Annotated in this window: 12 protein-coding genes; all 12 read left to right on the plus strand. The window is 68.3% G+C overall.

The genetic code is table 11. The features are described 5' to 3' along the window. The first annotated feature begins 198 nt into the window (after positions 1-198). The 12 genes from KXC42_RS00840 (at position 199) to fadD32 (ending at position 16,975) form a co-directional block, all read left to right on the plus strand. Positions 199-1,758, plus strand: a complete 1,560-nt coding sequence (locus KXC42_RS00840; protein WP_219129794.1) for a SpoIID/LytB domain-containing protein — start codon at positions 199-201, stop codon at positions 1,756-1,758. A gap of 141 nt (positions 1,759-1,899) precedes the next feature. Then, entirely contained in the window at positions 1,900-2,652 is a 753-nt protein-coding gene (locus KXC42_RS00845) for a MerR family transcriptional regulator (RefSeq protein WP_006553436.1), read from the plus strand. Positions 2,653-2,724: 72 nt separating this feature from the next. Continuing rightward, positions 2,725-3,945 carry a UDP-galactopyranose mutase gene (gene glf / locus KXC42_RS00850; RefSeq protein WP_006553437.1) on the plus strand — a complete coding sequence of 407 codons (1,221 nt, stop codon included), beginning with the start codon at positions 2,725-2,727 and terminating at the stop codon, positions 3,943-3,945. Next, entirely contained in the window at positions 3,942-5,879 is a 1,938-nt protein-coding gene (locus KXC42_RS00855) for a glycosyltransferase (RefSeq protein ID WP_306836645.1), read from the plus strand. Before glf ends, KXC42_RS00855 begins: the two co-directional genes overlap by 4 nt. Positions 5,880-5,925: 46 nt before the next feature. Further along, positions 5,926-6,423 carry a phosphatase PAP2 family protein gene (locus KXC42_RS00860; protein WP_024102673.1) on the plus strand — a complete coding sequence of 166 codons (498 nt, stop codon included), beginning with the start codon at positions 5,926-5,928 and terminating at the stop codon, positions 6,421-6,423. After that, positions 6,420-7,325: a decaprenyl-phosphate phosphoribosyltransferase gene (locus tag KXC42_RS00865; protein WP_033097846.1), complete on the plus strand. Its 906-nt coding sequence runs from the start codon at positions 6,420-6,422 to the stop codon at positions 7,323-7,325. Before KXC42_RS00860 ends, KXC42_RS00865 begins: the two co-directional genes overlap by 4 nt. A 4-nt stretch (positions 7,326-7,329) precedes the next feature. Beyond that, a complete protein-coding gene (gene zomB, locus KXC42_RS00870; protein WP_306839599.1) occupies positions 7,330-9,276 on the plus strand; it encodes a flagellar motor control protein ZomB in 1,947 nt (648 codons plus the stop codon). Positions 9,277-9,543: 267 nt separating this feature from the next. Next, complete coding sequence (locus KXC42_RS00875; protein ID WP_006553442.1) at positions 9,544-10,554, plus strand: alpha/beta hydrolase family protein; 1,011 nt, start codon at positions 9,544-9,546, stop codon at positions 10,552-10,554. A 258-nt stretch (positions 10,555-10,812) separates the two neighbouring features. Then, positions 10,813-12,729 (plus strand): alpha/beta hydrolase-fold protein, encoded by a 1,917-nt coding sequence (locus KXC42_RS00880; protein WP_219129795.1) that lies wholly within the window; start codon positions 10,813-10,815, stop codon positions 12,727-12,729. Between the two features lie 132 nt (positions 12,730-12,861). Further along, positions 12,862-13,422, plus strand: coding sequence for a DUF732 domain-containing protein (locus KXC42_RS00885; protein ID WP_200359181.1), 561 nt, complete (start codon positions 12,862-12,864; stop codon positions 13,420-13,422). Positions 13,423-13,442: 20 nt separating this feature from the next. Next, positions 13,443-14,402 (plus strand): cutinase family protein, encoded by a 960-nt coding sequence (locus KXC42_RS00890; RefSeq protein ID WP_006553445.1) that lies wholly within the window; start codon positions 13,443-13,445, stop codon positions 14,400-14,402. A gap of 683 nt (positions 14,403-15,085) precedes the next feature. Then, a complete protein-coding gene (gene fadD32 / locus KXC42_RS00895; RefSeq protein ID WP_006553446.1) occupies positions 15,086-16,975 on the plus strand; it encodes a long-chain-fatty-acid--AMP ligase FadD32 in 1,890 nt (629 codons plus the stop codon). Positions 16,976-16,984: the final 9 nt, after the last annotated feature.

A 16,984-nucleotide genomic window follows, 5' to 3' on the forward strand; every position in this document is an offset into this window, starting at 1 on the left:
GGCCCGGTTCGGACACGAAAGTTCTGTAACTCGTGATTCTTGTGTTGCTTCTGTGACATTTGTTGCCTAGCTCCGTCACTCTTGTCACACTAGACGCAGCAAACCTTAAGCCTCAACCTGAGCTTGAGGATCGGTCGAAATTGTCCGATATCGCGGATCACGAGTTCGCGCCTACAGCGACAACGAGGGAGCAACGTCATGTCACGACAGTCCATCGGGCGCAGAGGCAAGATCCGGAGGCGGCGCATCATCCTCGGCAGGCCGCTGCGCAACGGATGGCGTCCCTCCGTCGCCCGTGCCGCCGCGATCGGGGTCGCTCCCGCGCTGCTCGTCGGAGCCGGCGTGGGCGCGCTCGTCCAGAGCAACCAGGCGGCACCAGGTGTCGTGCAAGCGGTTTCGGCCGACACGCCCTTCACGTTCAGTGGCTTCGGTCACGGCCACGGTCGTGGCATGGGGCAGTGGGGTGCCTACGGCTACGCCCAGGACGGGTGGACCGCCGAGCGGATCATCGGCCACTACTACGGCGGCACCGAACTCGGCACGGTCGACGACGCGATGATCGCGGTCCGTCTCATGGCGCGCGACGACCACACCCTCGACGTCTACTCCGACACCGGCATGATCGTCGCCGGTAAGCAACTCGCGCCCGGCGAGGCCGCGCACCTGACACCCACCCCGGACGGCGGCGCGAACGTCGTCGTCACCGAGGGCTGCAGCGGCGACGTGCTGTGGCAGGCAGCCACCGACCTGCCGTGGGTGGACCCGATCGACCTCGCCGAGGACCGTCCCGCGAACGAACACCTCACGATGTGCTCGGACGACAAGACCTACCGCGGTGCCCTCGGTGTGGTGCTCGACGGCACCGCCCCGCGCACCGTCAACCGCCTCCACGTCGAGGACTACCTGCGCAGCGTGGTCCCCGCCGAGGCGCTGCCCGCCTGGGCCGACACCGGTGGTGCCGAGGCGCTGCGGGCGCAGGCCATCGCCGCGCGGTCCTACGCCCTCGCCGAGAAGCGTCACGAGAAGTGGCAGACCTGCGACACCACGGACTGTCAGGTCTACGGCGGGTCGGGCGTCGAGGATCCGCGCACGGACGACGGTGTGCGCACCACCCGCGGAACCGTCCTGATGAAGGACGGCGAGGTCGTGCGCAGCGAGTTCTCCGCCTCCACCGGCGGCTACTCGGCCGGCGGCACCTTCCCGCCCGTCGAGGACGAGGGTGACAAGGTCGCCCCGAACCGCGAATGGGCCAAGACCTCCACCGCGGCCGAGATCGGCAGCAAGTTCGGCGTCGGCGACCTCCAGGCATTCGAGGTGCTCTCCCGCAACAATCTCGGACCCGAAGGCGGTCGCGTGACCCGGGTCCGCGTGGTCGGCTCCGACCGCACCATCGAAACGACGGGCGCCGAGGCACGGACCAAGCTGGGACTGCGTTCCGACTGGTTCACCGTCAAGGAAGGCATCGACGAGGACGCCCCGGAGATCACTCCGGCACCCGAACCCGGCCCCGAAACCGGCACCGATCCCTTCGGCAGCGGTACCGGCACCTCGCCCATCGAGCAGGCCTATCTGGACCTCGGCGGCGTCGACAGCGTGCTCGGCTCGCCCATCGGCCCCGAGCTGATGCTGCCCGACGAGATCGGCAAGTTCCGGATCTTCACCGGCGGCGCGATCGTGTGGACACCGGACCTCGGTGCTCAGGTCATCGACGCGAGCTTCCTGAAGGACTGGTTCCCGAGCACGGGTAGCGCCGAGTAACCCGACGGCACATCTCGACCGGCCGGTCGCCCCGAACAGGGCGGCCGGCCGGTGGCGTTCCGGCACCGCGACGACGATGGTTGACATTGACGCAACGTCAAGATGCACGCTGGGCGTAGCCGGAAAGAAGGAGGTGGGCACGTGCGGGAATGGTCGATCCAGCAACTGGCACGCGCCGCCGGTGTCACCAGCCGCACACTGCGGCACTACGGCGACGTGGGGGTGCTGCATCCGAGCCGCACCGGCAGCAACGGCATGCGGTTCTACGACGAGGACGCACTCGTGCGTCTCCAGCGCATCCTGCTGCTCCGCGATCTGGGACTGGCCCTGCCCGCCATCCGCGACGTGCTCGCCGGTCACGACGACACCGCGAGCGCACTGCGCACCCACCTCGACCTGCTCGAACACGAGCGCCGGCAGTTGGACCGCCGTATCGCGGCGGTGCGCACCACCTTGGCGAAGACGGAGAGAGGGGAGGAACTCGTGGCAGACGAAGTGTTCGACGGGTTCGACCACACGCAGTACCGGGACGAGGTCATCGAACGGTGGGGCAAGGACGCCTACGACTCGGGCGATCGTTGGTGGCGGGGCATGGACGACGCCGCCAGGCACGACTGGATGAAGCAGGTCGAGCAGCTGAACCATGACTGGATCGCGGCGGCCCGGGCCGGTCTCGACCCGGCGGGCCCCGAAGCGCAGGACCTCGCGCGGCGGCACGTCGCCTGGCTGTCGTCGATTCCGGGCACCCCGGGAGGCGGCACTGCGGCGGGCAGTCCGCGGGAGTACGTGCTCGGTCTCGCCGACATGTACGTCGAGGACGAGCGTTTCGCGGCGAACTACGGAGGACGGGAGGGCGCCGAATTCGTCCGTGACGCGCTCACCTACTACGTGTGAGTGTGACGGCCCTCTCGGTCCGCCCGGACCGAGAGGGCACCTCCGCGACGGAGTCGCATACCCTGGTCTCCCGTGACTGCTGCATCAGCGCCCCAGCCCTCCACCGGTGAGTACGACCTGATCGTCGTCGGCTCCGGATTCTTCGGACTGACGATCGCCGAGCGCGCGGCCACGCAGCTCGGCAAGCGAGTGCTCGTGATCGAGCGTCGCCACCACCTCGGTGGCAACGCATACTCCGAGCCCGAACCGGAAACCGGAATCGAGATCCACAAGTACGGTGCCCACCTGTTCCACACCTCCAACAAGAGGGTGTGGGACTACGTGAACCAGTTCACCGATTTCACCGGCTACCAGCATCGCGTGTTCGCGATGCACAAGGGCCAGGCCTACCAGTTCCCGATGGGTCTCGGACTGGTGTCGCAGTTCTTCGGCCGGTACTTCAGCCCCGACGAGGCACGCGCCCTCATCAAGGAGCAGGCCGCCGAGATCGACACCGCCGAGGCGAAGAACCTCGAGGAGAAGGCGATCTCCCTGATCGGCCGCCCCCTGTACGAGGCGTTCGTCCGCGACTACACGGCCAAGCAGTGGCAGACCGACCCGAAGGAACTGCCCGCCGGCAACATCGCCCGGCTGCCCGTCCGCTACACCTTCGACAACCGCTACTTCAACGACACCTACGAGGGCCTGCCGGTCGACGGGTACACGGCGTGGCTGGAGAACATGGCGGAGAACGAGCGGATCGAGGTCCGGCTCGACACCGACTGGTTCGAGGTGCGCGATGAGGTCCGTGCCGCGAGCCCGGAAGCCCCCGTCGTCTACACCGGCCCGCTCGACCGCTACTTCGACTACTCCGAGGGCCGGCTCGGATGGCGCACCCTCGACTTCGAGACCGAGGTGCTGCCCACCGGCGACTTCCAGGGCACCCCGGTCATGAACTACAACGACGCCGACGTGCCCTACACCCGCATCCACGAGTTCCGGCACTTCCACCCCGAGCGCGACACCTACCCGACCGACAAGACGGTCATCATGCGTGAGTACTCGCGTTTCGCCGAGAACGACGACGAGCCGTACTACCCGATCAACACCCCCGAGGACCGCGAGAAACTCAACGCCTATCGCTCCCTCGCGAAGAAGGAAGCCGCGGACAACAAGGTGCTCTTCGGTGGCCGGCTCGGCACCTACCAGTACCTCGACATGCACATGGCGATCGCGAGCGCGCTGTCGATGTTCGACAACGTCCTCGCCCCGCATTTCGACTCGGGAGCGCCCATCGCCGGGGACGCCTCGTGAGCGCCGCGAAGCACGCGGCCGTCGCGAAGCACGAGGCGGCGAGTACCTCCGCCACGGAGGACGAACTGCTCGGCCGGTCGCTGCTGCAGCGCATCATCCTGCCGCGCCCGGGCGAGCCCCTCGACGTGCGCACGCTCTACCTCGAGGAGTCGCCCACCAACGCGCGTCGCGCCCACGCGACGAGCCGGACGACGCTGGCGATCGGCGCCGAGTCCGAGGTGTCGCTGTGCACCTACTTCAACGCCTTCCCGGCGAGCTACTGGCGTCGCTGGAGCACGCTCGGCTCGGTGGTGCTGCGACTCGAACTCACCGGCCACGGCCGCGTCGACCTGTACCGCAGCAAGGCCGACTCGAGCCGCATCCACGTCACCGGCCGCGAGTTCCGCGGGTCCGACACGGTCGTCGAGATCGAAGCCGACCTGGGGCCGTTCGAGGACGGCGGCTGGCTGTGGTTCGACGTCACCACCGACAGCGAGGTCACGCTGCACGCCGCTGGCTGGTACGCACCTGTCGAGGCGCCCGGACACGCCTCGGTCGCAGTGGGCATCCCGACCTTCAACCGCCCTGCCGACTGCGTGAAGGCGCTGCGTGCGCTCGCGTCCGACCCGCTGGTGATGGACGTCGTCGACGCCGTCATCATCCCCGACCAGGGCACCCGCAAGGTTCGCGACGAGGCCGACTTCGCGGAGGCCGCCGAACCCTTCGGCGACCGTCTCGTCATCCACGACCAGGGCAACCTCGGTGGCTCCGGCGGCTACAGCCGCATCATGTACGAGGCGCTGAAGACCACTTCCAGCCCGTACATCCTGTTCATGGACGACGACATCGAGATCGAACCCGACTCGATCCTGCGCGCGCTCGCCCTGTCGCGATTCGCGAAGAAGCCCATGCTCGTCGGCGGGCAGATGCTCAACCTGCAGGAACGCAGCCACCTGCACACCATGGGCGAGGTCATCCACCGCTCGAACTTCATGTGGGGTGCCGCGCCGAACGTCGAGTACGACCACGACTTCTCCACCAAGCCGCTGCGCGACCGGGAGAACTCGAAGCTCCTGCACCGACGCATCGACGTCGACTTCAACGGCTGGTGGATGTGCATGATCCCGCGTGTCGTCGCGGAGGAGATCGGCCAGCCCCTGCCGCTGTTCATCAAATGGGACGACGCCGAGTACGGCCTGCGGGCACGGGACGCCGGCTACCCCACGGTGACGATGCCCGGCGCCGCGATCTGGCACATGGCGTGGAGCGACAAGGACGACGCCATCGACTGGCAGGCGTACTTCCATCTGCGCAACCGGCTCGTCGTGGCCGCGCTGCACCAGCACGGCGACGCCAAGCCGATGGTGCTCGACACGATCAAGGCCACGATCAAGCACCTCGTGTGTCTCGAGTACTCGACGGTCGCGATCCAGAACAAGGCCATCGAGGACTTCCTCGCCGGTCCGGAGAACCTGTTCGACCTGCTGCCGCGTGCCCTCGGCGAGGTGCACGCGCTCCGGAAGAACTTCCCCGACGCCGTGGTGCTGCCGTCGTCGACCGAACTGCCGATGGCATCCGGCGCCGAGGTCGGGGCCGTCGGACTGCCCGAGGGTGCGGTCGCGAAGGTCAGGCGTCTCGCGAAGGGTGTGCTGCACAACGTGCGCCCCGAGAACCGCGAGCACCACGAGCGGCCGCAGCTGAACGTGCCCACCATCGACGCGCGGTGGTTCCTGCTCTCGCAGGTCGACGGCGTGACGGTCACCACGGCGGACGGTCGGGGTGTCGTCTACCGTAAGCGCGACCGTGCTCAGGCCCAGGCCCTGCTCACCGAGGCGCTCAGGCTGCGACGCGAACTCGCGCGCCGGTTCCCCGAGATGAAGAAGCGGTACCGGGACGCGGTTCCCGCCCTGACCAGCAAGGAGGAGTGGGAGCGTGTCTTCGGAATCGGCAACTGACCCCGGCACTGCGGCTGCACGTCACTGGAAGAGCACCGGCACCGAGGTGCGGGTGCTGCAGACCGTCCAGGCCACCGCTGGTGCCGTACCCGCAGCGACGACGATCGCCCGCGGCATGTCGCACTTCGGTGAGCACGCTCTCGGCTGGATCGCGATCGGCGCCGCCGGCGCCCTCGTCGACCGTCCCCGTCGCCGCAAGTGGGCGAGCGTGGCGGTCGGCGCGTTCGGTGCCCACGCGGCGTCCGTCGTCATCAAGCGGGTCGTGCGCCGTCCGCGGCCGGTGGACCCGACGGTGCAGGTCAACGTGTCCACGCCGAGCCGGCTGAGCTTCCCGTCGTCGCATGTGACGTCCACGACTGCGGCGGCCGTGCTACTCGCCCGCACCACCGGGCTACCCTTTCCCGCGGTGCTCGTGCCGCCCATGATGCTGTCCCGCCTGGTGCTGGGCGTGCACTATCCGACGGATGTACTGGCGGGTGCGGCACTCGGTGCGGCGTCCGCGGCCGTCGTGGCGCGTGCAGAGACGAAGTGGGGAGATCGATGAGCGAGGAACCGGCGCCCGTCAAGGAGGCGCCCAAGAGCCTGGGCGCCGGGATCGTCAAGGCGGTCCGTCCCCGACAGTGGGTGAAGAACGTCCTGGTGCTCGCGGCCCCGATGGCGGCCGGCTCGGTCACCCAGGTCGACGTGCTGCTGCCCGTCGCGCTCGCCTTCGTCGTCTTCTGTATGGCCGCCTCGGGCATCTACCTCGTCAACGACGCGATGGACGTCGAAGCCGACCGTGCACACCCCACCAAGCGGTTCCGGCCCATCGCGGCGGGCGTGCTCCCGGTGCGACTCGCGTACATCCTCGCGACGGTGCTGCTCGTCGGCTCGATCGCGCTGTCGTTCATCGCGAACTGGCAGCTCGCCGTCGTCATGGCGGTGTACATCGGCATCCAGCTCGCGTACTGCTTCGGGCTCAAGCACCAGGCCGTGCTCGACATCTGCATCGTCTCGTCGGGCTTCTTGATCCGTGCCATCGCCGGTGGCGTGGCCGCCGAGATCCCGCTGTCGCAGTGGTTCCTGCTGATCATGGCGTTCGGGTCGCTGTTCATGGCGGCCGGCAAACGGTACGCCGAGTTGCGCCTCGCGACCCGCACCGGCGCGAAGATCCGCAAGTCGCTCGAGTACTACACCGAGACCTACCTGCGGTTCGTGTGGACCGTCGCGGCGACGGCGGTCGTGCTCTGCTACGGCCTGTGGGCGTTCGAACAGGACAACGTGGCCGGTTCCAACTGGTACGCCATCTCGATGGTCCCGTTCGTCGTCGCCATCCTGCGCTACGCGGTCGACGTCGACGGCGGTGAAGCCGGCGAACCCGAGGAGATCGCCCTGAAGGACCGGGTGCTGCAGTTGCTCGCAGTGGTGTGGATCCTGGTGGTCGGCGGTGCTGTCTACCTCTTCTGACGTCGTGCACGGCGTCCACGACACCGAGGCCGGACCGTCCAGTACGGTCGGGCCCGTTCGGCGTGACCGCCTCACCGGCGGTGTGTTCGCCGCGGGTGTGGTCGTCTCCGCGTTCCTGATGTTCTGGGGAGCGTGGGAGCGGCGCTGGATCGCCGACGACGGTCTCATCGTCCTGCGAACCGTGCGCAACCTCCTCGCCGGCAACGGGCCGGTGTTCAACGCGGGGGAGCGTGTGGAGGCCAACACCTCCACCGCGTGGACGTACATCGTCTACGCGGGCGGATGGCTCACCGGCCTCCGCCTCGAATACGTGGTGCTCACGATCGCGCTCGTGTTGTCGACGGGCGCGATCGTCCTCGCCATGCTCGGCGCCGCACGCCTGTACCGGTGGCGACTGCGCGCCACCACGGGCACCGTGCTGCTCCTGCCCGCCGGTGTCCTCGTCTACATCGCGGTGCCCCCGGCCCGCGACTTCGCCACCTCGGGCCTCGAGTCCTGCCTGGTGATCTGCTGGCTCGGCCTGCTGTGGCTGCTCATGGCCCGGTGGGCGACCCCCACGCCGGGAGGGGACGGATCGCTCCCGGGTACCGGGCAGATCCTCGCCACGGCGTTCGTCGCCGGACTCGGCCCGCTCGTGCGACCCGAACTCGCGCTGGTCGCGGTGCTCGCACTCGCGATGCTGTTCCTCGCGCCCGGCCTCGACCTGCGCATCCGGGTCGCGATGGTCGCGGTCGCCGGGATGATCCCGATCGGTTACCAGATCTGGCGCATGGGCTATTACGGACTGCCCTATCCCAACACCGCGGTCGCCAAGGACGCCGGTGGTGCCAAGTGGTCGCAGGGCCTCGAATATCTCGGCAACCTCTTCTCGCCGTACCTGCTGTGGCTGCCGCTGCTGGTCCTCGCGGTCCTCGCCGCGCTCGTCCTCGCGACCAGCCGTGAGGTGGTGGGCCTCACCGCAGCGGCGGCGCGTCCCGATCCGCGCGACGTGCGGGCCACGCTGACCTGGGCGCAGAAGCTGTTGCGCACGCCGACCGCCGTCGTCGTGCTGTTCCTCGGCTCCGGTGTGCTGCTCGCGCTGTACTCGCTGCGTGTGGGCGGCGACTTCATGCACGGCCGCGTCCTCCTGCCGCCGCTGTTCTGCCTGCTCCTGCCCGTCGCCGTCGTCCCGCTGCGGATCCCGGACCGGGCGGAGCTCGGCAACAACCGGCCGACGCAGGTCGCGGGTGCGTTGGCTGTGCTGTGGCTGGGCACCGTCGTGTGGACGGCCGCCGCGGCCAACACGACCGGCATGACCGAGGGCGCCGTGGTGGGCCGATCCGGCATCGTCGACGAGCGCGCCTTCTACGCCCTCAACACCGGGCATCTGCATCCCATCCTGGCCGAGGACTATCTCGACTACCCACGTATGCGGGCCATGGTCGAGGCCATCGCGAACACCCCGAACGGCGGGCTGCTGCTGCCGACCCCCTCCTTCGACGCGTGGGACGTCGTGCCGCCACCCGAGCCCATCCCACCGGGCGGTGCCGGGCACACGGTGTTCTTCCTGAACCTGGGCATGACCAGCATGAACACCGGTCTGGACGTGCGGGTCGTCGACCAGATGGGCCTGGCCTACCCGCTCGCTGCGCACACCGAGCGTCTCGAGGACGGCCGGATCGGCCATGACAAGATCCTGTTCCCCGACTGGGTGGTCGCCGATTCGGGCATGGTCGACGTCCATCCGTGGATGCCGGGCTATCTCGACGAGGACTGGGTCGCGATGGCGAAGACCGCGCTGACCTGTCCCGAGACCCGGGAGATGATCGATTCCTCGAGCGCCGAACTCACGTGGGCACTGTTCAAGAGGAACCTGCGCAACGCGTTCGACTACGCCTCGTACCGGATCGAACGGGTGCCGAAGTACGAGATCCAGCGCTGTGACCTGCCGATGCCACCGCCGCGGGGGTGACGGCCGGACACCGAGATCAACTTGGCCCCCTTCGACTGTCTCGATAGGATCACGACGCATCACGGATAGGTAACATTCCGGCAGCGCGTGCTTGACCTATAGGTCAAGAGGTGCCCAAGAGCTGTTGAAACCAGGGTTTGTCAGAGATCACGCGGTCCTTTACAGTTTTGACCGCAGTGTGACTTGGGGCGGCCTTCCGCGGTCGTCATCGCCGGAATCCGGGGGACGCGAACGCGGACGCCGCAGACGAGAAAGAGAGCATTGTTCATGCGTTTTGTCCCGAGGTTGAGGCAGGGCCTTCGACGGCGACTGCTCGGCACCGCCGCCGCAGCTCTGGTCCTCCCCGTGGCTGCCGGCCTCGTCGGAACCACCGCCGCCGTCGCCGCGCCGGCGCAGGGAGCGCCGGTCTCGCACCGCGCGCCTGCAGGGGGCTTCGAAGAGGTCTTCGTCGAGTCCGACATGGGCCCGATCAAGGTTCAGATCCAGTGGGCCGCGCGCGGTGGCGACGCGGCGCTCTACATGCTCGACGGCCTGCGCGCTCGGGACGACGCGAACGCCTGGACGTTCGAGACGAACGCCCTGCAGCAGTTCGCGAACGACAACGTCAGCCTGATCATGCCGGTCGGCGGACAGTCGAGCTTCTACACCGACTGGTACGCGCCGTCCAACCTGAACGGCCAGGACATCACCTACAAGTGGGAGACGTTCCTGACGGAGCAGCTGCCCGACTATCTCGCCACCCGTGGCGTGTCGCGCAACAACAACGGCATTCTCGGCCTGTCGATGGGCGGTTCCGCCGCCCTGACCCTGGCCGCCTACCACCGCGACCAGTTCAAGTTCGCGTCGTCGTTGTCCGGCTACCTGAACCTGTCGGCTCCCGGCATGCGTGAGGCCATCCGCGTGGCGATGCTCGACGCCGGCCGCTTCAACGTCGACTCGATGTGGGGCCCGCCGTGGAGCCCGGCGTGGCTGCGCAACGACCCGTTCGTCTTCGCTCCGAAGCTCGAGGGTCTGTCGCTGTACATCTCGGCCGCCAGCGGTCTGCCCGGTGAGCACGACAACCCGCAGGGCTTCGTCGGCTACTACAACACCGCCAACGGCATGGCGCTCGAGGCGCTGTCCCTCGCCCAGACCCGCGCGTTCCAGCTCAAGCTGGCGACGCTCGGCATCCCGGCTACCTTCGACTTCCCGGCGCGCGGCACGCACGCATGGAAGTACTGGGAGGATCAGCTGTGGAAGGCACGCCCGCAGATCCTCGAGGCGCTGAACGCGTTCTGATCTCCGGTACGCACTGCTAGCAACGACGCCGCCCGCTCACCGATCCGGTGAGTGGGCGGCGTCGTAACTTTCTGCAACAATTTTCTCACCTGTCACAGCGCGGCACCCGCGATTCCGGGTGCCGCCGGTGTAGAAACAACATCCGGGACTCCGGTATCCCGAGTCGGCATACCCAGCCGGGCGCCCTGCCACTGCCGCCGTCGCGGTCCACCCGAAGCCGCACTTCGGCAGGAAATCCGGCAACGCAGAAAGTGAGCGATGCAGATGCGAACTGAGCTCGAGCACGGTGAGCGACGGACGGGGCCGAGCAGGAGAGCGGCTCGCGTCGCGGGTGCGCGGCGCAGAAGATCCCGTGCGCTCGCACTGATCGCCGCAGCTCTCGTCGCGCCCGTCGCCGCAGGTCTGACCACCGTCTCGGTGGCTACCGCCGATCCGCTCATCGCCCAGTCCGGCCCGACGAGCACTTCCGGTGCGACCGTCCGCTCTGTCGACTGGCTCACCGATCGCCGCGTCGCCCTGTGGATCGACTCGCCGTCGATGGGGACGCCGATCCAGGTGCAGCTGCTGCTCGCGCGCGACTGGAACAGCAAGCCCGACGCGAAGTTCCCGTCGGTGTTCATGCTCGACGGCATGCGCGCGCGCGACGACGAGAACGGGTGGACGCTCGAGACCGATGCGGAGGCCTTCCTCGCCGACAAGAACGTCAACGTCGTGCTGCCGGTGGGCGGCCAGTCGAGCTTCTACTCCGACTGGATCGATCAGAACAACGGACAGAACTACAAGTGGGAGACCTTCCTGACGAAGGAGCTCCCTCCGCTGCTCGAACGCGACTGGCGTACCACCGACAAGCGTGGCGTCGTCGGCCTGTCGATGGGCGGTACCGCCGCGATGTTCCTACCCGCCCGCAACCCGGGCTTCGCGCAGTTCGCGGCGTCGTTGTCCGGCATCCTCACCACGACCACCCTCGGCATGCCCGAGGCCATCCACTACGCGATGCAGGACGCCGGTGGTTTCGACTCCGAGGCGATGTGGGGTGCGCCCGGCTCCGAGGGCTGGGAGTCGCACGATCCCTACCTGCTCGCCGACAAGCTCGAGGGCGTGAGCCTGTACGTCTCGAGCGGCAGCGGCACCACCGGCCCCCACGACGATCCGTCGGGCATCCCCGGGGTCAGCACCAACTACGCCGGCATGGGCCTCGAGATCCTCTCGCGCCTCACCTCGCAGGCGTTCGCGACGAAGCTCGAGAAGCAGGGCATCCCCGCCCAGATCGTGTACCGGCCGTCGGGCACCCACACGTGGAAGTACTGGGAGTTCGAACTGCACCAGCTGTGGCCGCAGCTCGCCAACACCCTCGGGGTCGAGGTCGACAAGCCCGAGTGCAACCCCACCGGCGCCTTCGGCGATGTGGCGAACGTGAACGGTTGGCTCGGCGACTGCCTCACCGGTGAATACGACGTCGCCGGTGGCAAGGTGCAGGACTTCCGCTTCGGCCGCGTCTTCTCGTCCGACGGCACGACGGTGCCGGTCGCGGGTGCGATCGGCGGCGCCTACCAGGGTGTCGGCGGTCCGGCCGGGCAGCTCGGCTATCCGACCACCGAGGAACGCGTCGCACCCGACGGACGCGGACGGTTCAACCATTTCCGGAACGGCGCGATCTACTGGACGCCCGAGCACGGCGCCCACGCGGTCCGCGGAAAGATCTTCGAGGAATGGAAGAACCAGGGCTGGGAGGGCGGACCGCTCGGCTACCCGATCCTCGACGAGGCGGCGACCCCCGACGGCCGCGGCGCGGTCCAGGGCTTCGAGATCGGCGCCATGTACTGGAGCGAGGACACCGGCGCCCACGGCGTGCAGGGCATGATCCTCGACAAGTACTCCCAGCTCGGCTACGAGACGGGAGTCCTGGGCTACCCGACGGCCAGCGAGCAGCCCGCAGGGCGTGACGGTCGCTTCAACGAGTTCCAGCACGGCAACATCTACTGGAGCCCGCTCACCGGTGCCTGGCCGGTCCGCGGCAAGATCCTCGAGGCGTGGCTCGCCGAGAAGGGTGCCGAAGGACGTCTGGGCCTGCCGATCAGCGACGAGTTCCCGGCCGTGGACGGCAAGGGTGTCCAGCAGAACTTTCAGAACGGCTTCATCACCCTCGACGGCGACGAAGTGAAGCTGCAGCCGTAACCGAACGACAGCAGGGTCGGCCCGTGTAACCGGGGGAGGAGGGACGCTCCTACCGGCCGCACGGGCCGCTCTGTAGCCTGGGGCGCATCTGACCAAGTTCGACCGACATCCCGGATGTGAGGACCCCACCACATGCCTGCACGGACCCGCTCACGCTCGACCCGAGTCCTCGGCGCCCTCGCTGCGGCACTGACCGCCACGGCCGTTCTCTCCGCGTGCGGAAGCGACGACTCCACCGCGACGAACACGCCGACGACGTCTGCCGCCACGGAAACCTCGGCGTCGACATCGACCTCCGCGGCCGAGACATCCCCCGGCGCGGCCGGGGCCGAGACCACGGGCGAGACCGAGACGAGCGAGGCGTCCCCGGCTCCGTCCTCGCCCGCTGCCGGAGACGAGGATGCCGGAGAGGACACGGGCGCGGCACCCGCTCCCACGCCCGGCGCACAGGCCTTCCTCGACGGTCTCCGCGCCGAGGGCGTCGAGCCCAGCGACGAGACCGGCGCGGTGAACATCGCCGACTACATCTGCAGCGCCCAGGCGCAGGGCGGGTCGCCGGAGGAGATCAAGGTGTTCGTGACCGCGCTCGTGGGTAGTGATGCTGCAGCCGGTGGTGTCGAGTTGTCGGAGGATCAGGCCTCCTCGACGGCCGACACGTACATCGCCGTCGCCGGCGAGACGTACTGCAACTAGGGAACGCGGGGACAGCACGAATGGTCAGGACGAAGCAGCGTCGCGGACGCAGGATCGTGGTCGTGGGGGCGCTGCTCGTCCTGGCGATCGTGCTGGTGCTCTGGTACATGCTCGCGGGGCGGCTGGACATCCCGTCGCCGATTCCTACCCCGCCCGGGCCGGAGGAGCCGCAGTCGCAGCCGGCCTCGTGCCCCGACGTGCAGGTCGTCGCGGTGCCGGGCACCTGGGAGTCCGCGGTGGGCGACGATCCGTACGCTCCGGCCGCGAACCCGTACTCGCTCATGCTCAACGTGACGAGGCCGCTGCAGGAGCGTTTCGATGCCCAACGCGCCGATGTCTACACGGTGCCGTACGTCGCGCAGTTCTCGAACCCCATTGCGATCCCGCCGGACGGCCAGCAGTCCTACAACAACAGCCGCAGTGAGGGATTCGCGGCCACCACCGACATCCTCGCGCGACGCTCGGCCGAGTGCCCGCTGACCACCTACGTGCTCACCGGTTTCTCGCAGGGCGCCGTGATCGTGGGCGACGTCGCCGCGCAGATCGGTGCCGGCAACGGCCCGGTCCCCGCCGACCGGGTGCTCGGTGTCGCACTCGTTGCCGACGGTCGCCGCGACGGGGTCTCGGGCACCGACATCGGTGCGCCCGTCGCCGGAGTGGGCGCCGAACTGTCGCTCGACGGCCTGCGGCTGCCGGGGATCACGATGACCGGCGCGCGTCCCGGTGGCTTCGGGGAGCTCGACGACCGCACGATCCAAATCTGCGCGCCCACGGACAGTATCTGTGACGCACCACCGAACGCGCTGAATCCCGCCAACTGGATGTCGGCCGCTCCGCGCCTGCTCGAGTACGTCAACAACCCGATCCACGCGATGTACAACACCTACGTCGTGGACGAGAACGGCACGACCGCGACGCAGTGGATCGCGAACTGGGCGGCGGAGAAGATCGATGCCGCACCGGAACCCGCAGAAGAATGAGGTGCGGCCGTCGCTGCACGCGGGGGAGGTTCGGGTCCGAGTGAACCCTCCCACATATTACTCGCCGGTAGTGTCCGATCTCACCACCCGGTACACTCGAAAGACGGGCTGCCTTTAGACTCATCCCTCGGCTGCGGCCCGGCCGTCCGGGATCGTGGCGCACGACGACTGCCACAGGAGAAGAGGTTCATGGTGCCAGTGACGGCACGGCGAACGGCCGGCCCCCTCCGGGGGCGTAGCGACGGCCCGCGACCGGGAATGATCCTTGTCACGAGCTCTCGCCTCGGTCGGGCGTACGTACCGGGGCGCCGATCCTGGGCAGCAGAGGGCGGCGGGTTGCACCGTCGGTCGGTGTCGGCGTCGAAAAACCCTCGCACACAATCGGATCGTGTGCTCGTCTCGTTCGACGGGCGCGGAATGTGTGTGTGAAGACGACCATGTCGTATCTTTGTGTTTCCCGTGCGCGAGGGGAAGCGTTCTTCCCGGCGACCGCACTTTGCGTGGGTGCGCGTGATGCCGATCTGTAACATATTCGTGATCTGGGGTCGATGGACACGTTCGAGGAACGGACCGCCGGAAGCCGTGGGGGGCGGTATCGGTACGACGATCCGCCGGCGCGGAGGAAAAGTTAGTGGCGCAACCATGTCGAGTGGTTGTGGGATCGCTTCGACAGGGAGAAGGAATTGAGCGTCGGGTTCGAAGAGTTCATCGATGAGAACGGGCGGATCAGGCTGCCTGAAGGGCAGACCCTGCTCGATCACCTCGAGGGGAACTTCGCTTCAAACGGTGACGACCTCGCCTACCGGTACATCGACTACTCGCGGGAACGCGACGGCGAGGTGCACGAGCTGACCTGGGATCAGTTCGGCGTGCGCATCAAGGCCATCGCCGCGCGCCTGCAACAGGTCACCGCTCCCGGCGACCGCGTCGCGATCCTCGCTCCGCAGGGCCTCGACTACGTCGTGTCCTTCTTCGCCGCGATCTACGCCGGCACCATCGCCGTGCCGCTGTTCGATCCCGACGAGCCCGGCCACACCGATCGCCTGCACGCCGTTCTCGGCGACTGCACCCCCAGCGCGATCCTCACCGCCACCTCGTCCGCGGCCGGCGTGCGGCAGTTCTTCCGCCCGCTCCCCGCTGCGCAGCGTCCCCGCGTGATCGCCGTCGACGCCATCCCCGACTCGGTCGCCGAGTCCTGGAACCGGCCGCCCATCGGCACCGACGACATCGCGTACCTGCAGTACACCTCCGGCTCGACCCGCGTTCCCGCCGGCGTCGAGATCACTCACCGCTCGGTGCTCACCAACGTCATCCAGATGGCCGACTCCATCGAACTCGACGAGTCGTCGCGCGGCGTGACCTGGCTGCCGCTGTTCCACGACATGGGCCTGCTCACGGTGATCCTGCCCGCGGTCGGCGGCAAGTACATCACCATCATGAGCCCGCGTGCCTTCGTGGCCCGGCCGAGCCGCTGGATCCGCGAGCTCGCCGCCGTCTCCGACGGTGCCGGCACCTTCGCCGCCGCCCCGAACTTCGCGTTCGAGCACGCTGCGGCACGCGCGGTCCCCAAGCCGGGCGAAGAACTCGACCTGAGCAACGTCATCGGCCTGATCAACGGCAGCGAGCCGGTCACCACGTCGTCGATGCGCAAGTTCAACGAGGCATTCGGGCCCTACGGTCTGCCCCGCACGGCGATCAAGCCGTCCTACGGCATGGCCGAGGCCACCCTGTTCGTCTCCTCCACCCGTCACAGCGACGAGGCGAAGGTCATCTACGTCGACCGCACCGCACTCAACGCGGGCCGGGTCATGCGCGTCGAGCCCGATGCCGAGAACGCCATCCCGCAGGTCTCCTGCGGTTACGTCGCACGCAGCCAGTGGGCCGCGATCGTCGACGCCGAGACCGGCACCGAGATGCCCGACGAGCAGGTCGGCGAGATCTGGCTGCACGGCGAGAACATGGGCATCGGCTACTGGGGTCGCAAGGAAGAGACCGACAACACCTTCCACAACCGCATCACCAAGCGTCTGGCCGAGGGCAGCCACGCCGAGGGCACCCCGGACGACAGCAAGTGGCTGCGCACCGGCGACTACGGCGTCTACATCGACGGCGAGCTCTACATCACCGGTCGCGTCAAGGACCTCGTGATCGTCGACGGCCGCAACCACTACCCGCAGGACCTCGAGTTCTCGGCGCAGGAGGCCAGCTCCGCGCTGCGTCCCGGCTTCGTCGCGGCGTTCGCGGTGCCGGCCAACCAGCTGCCGCGCGAGGTGTTCGACAACGACGCCTCCGGCCTGCAGTTCGATGCCGACGATTCGTCGGAGCAGCTCGTGATCGTCGCCGAGCGCGCTCCCGGCGCCGGCAAGGCCGATCCGCAGCCGATCGCCGACGCGGTACGTGCCGCGATCTCGTCCCGGCACGGTGTCACCGCCCGCGACGTGCTGCTCGTGCCGGCCGGTTCGATCCCCCGTACGTCCAGCGGAAAGATCGCGCGTCGGGCGTGCAAGACCGCATATGTCGAGGGAACGCTGCGTGGTGGTTACCAGCAGCAGGCCTTCCCGGACAGCGTGTAAGAACGAATG

It is taken from the genome of Rhodococcus sp. LW-XY12 (genome assembly GCF_019317345.1).
In the GTDB taxonomy this organism is placed as follows: Bacteria; Actinomycetota; Actinomycetes; order Mycobacteriales; family Mycobacteriaceae; genus Rhodococcus; species Rhodococcus pyridinivorans.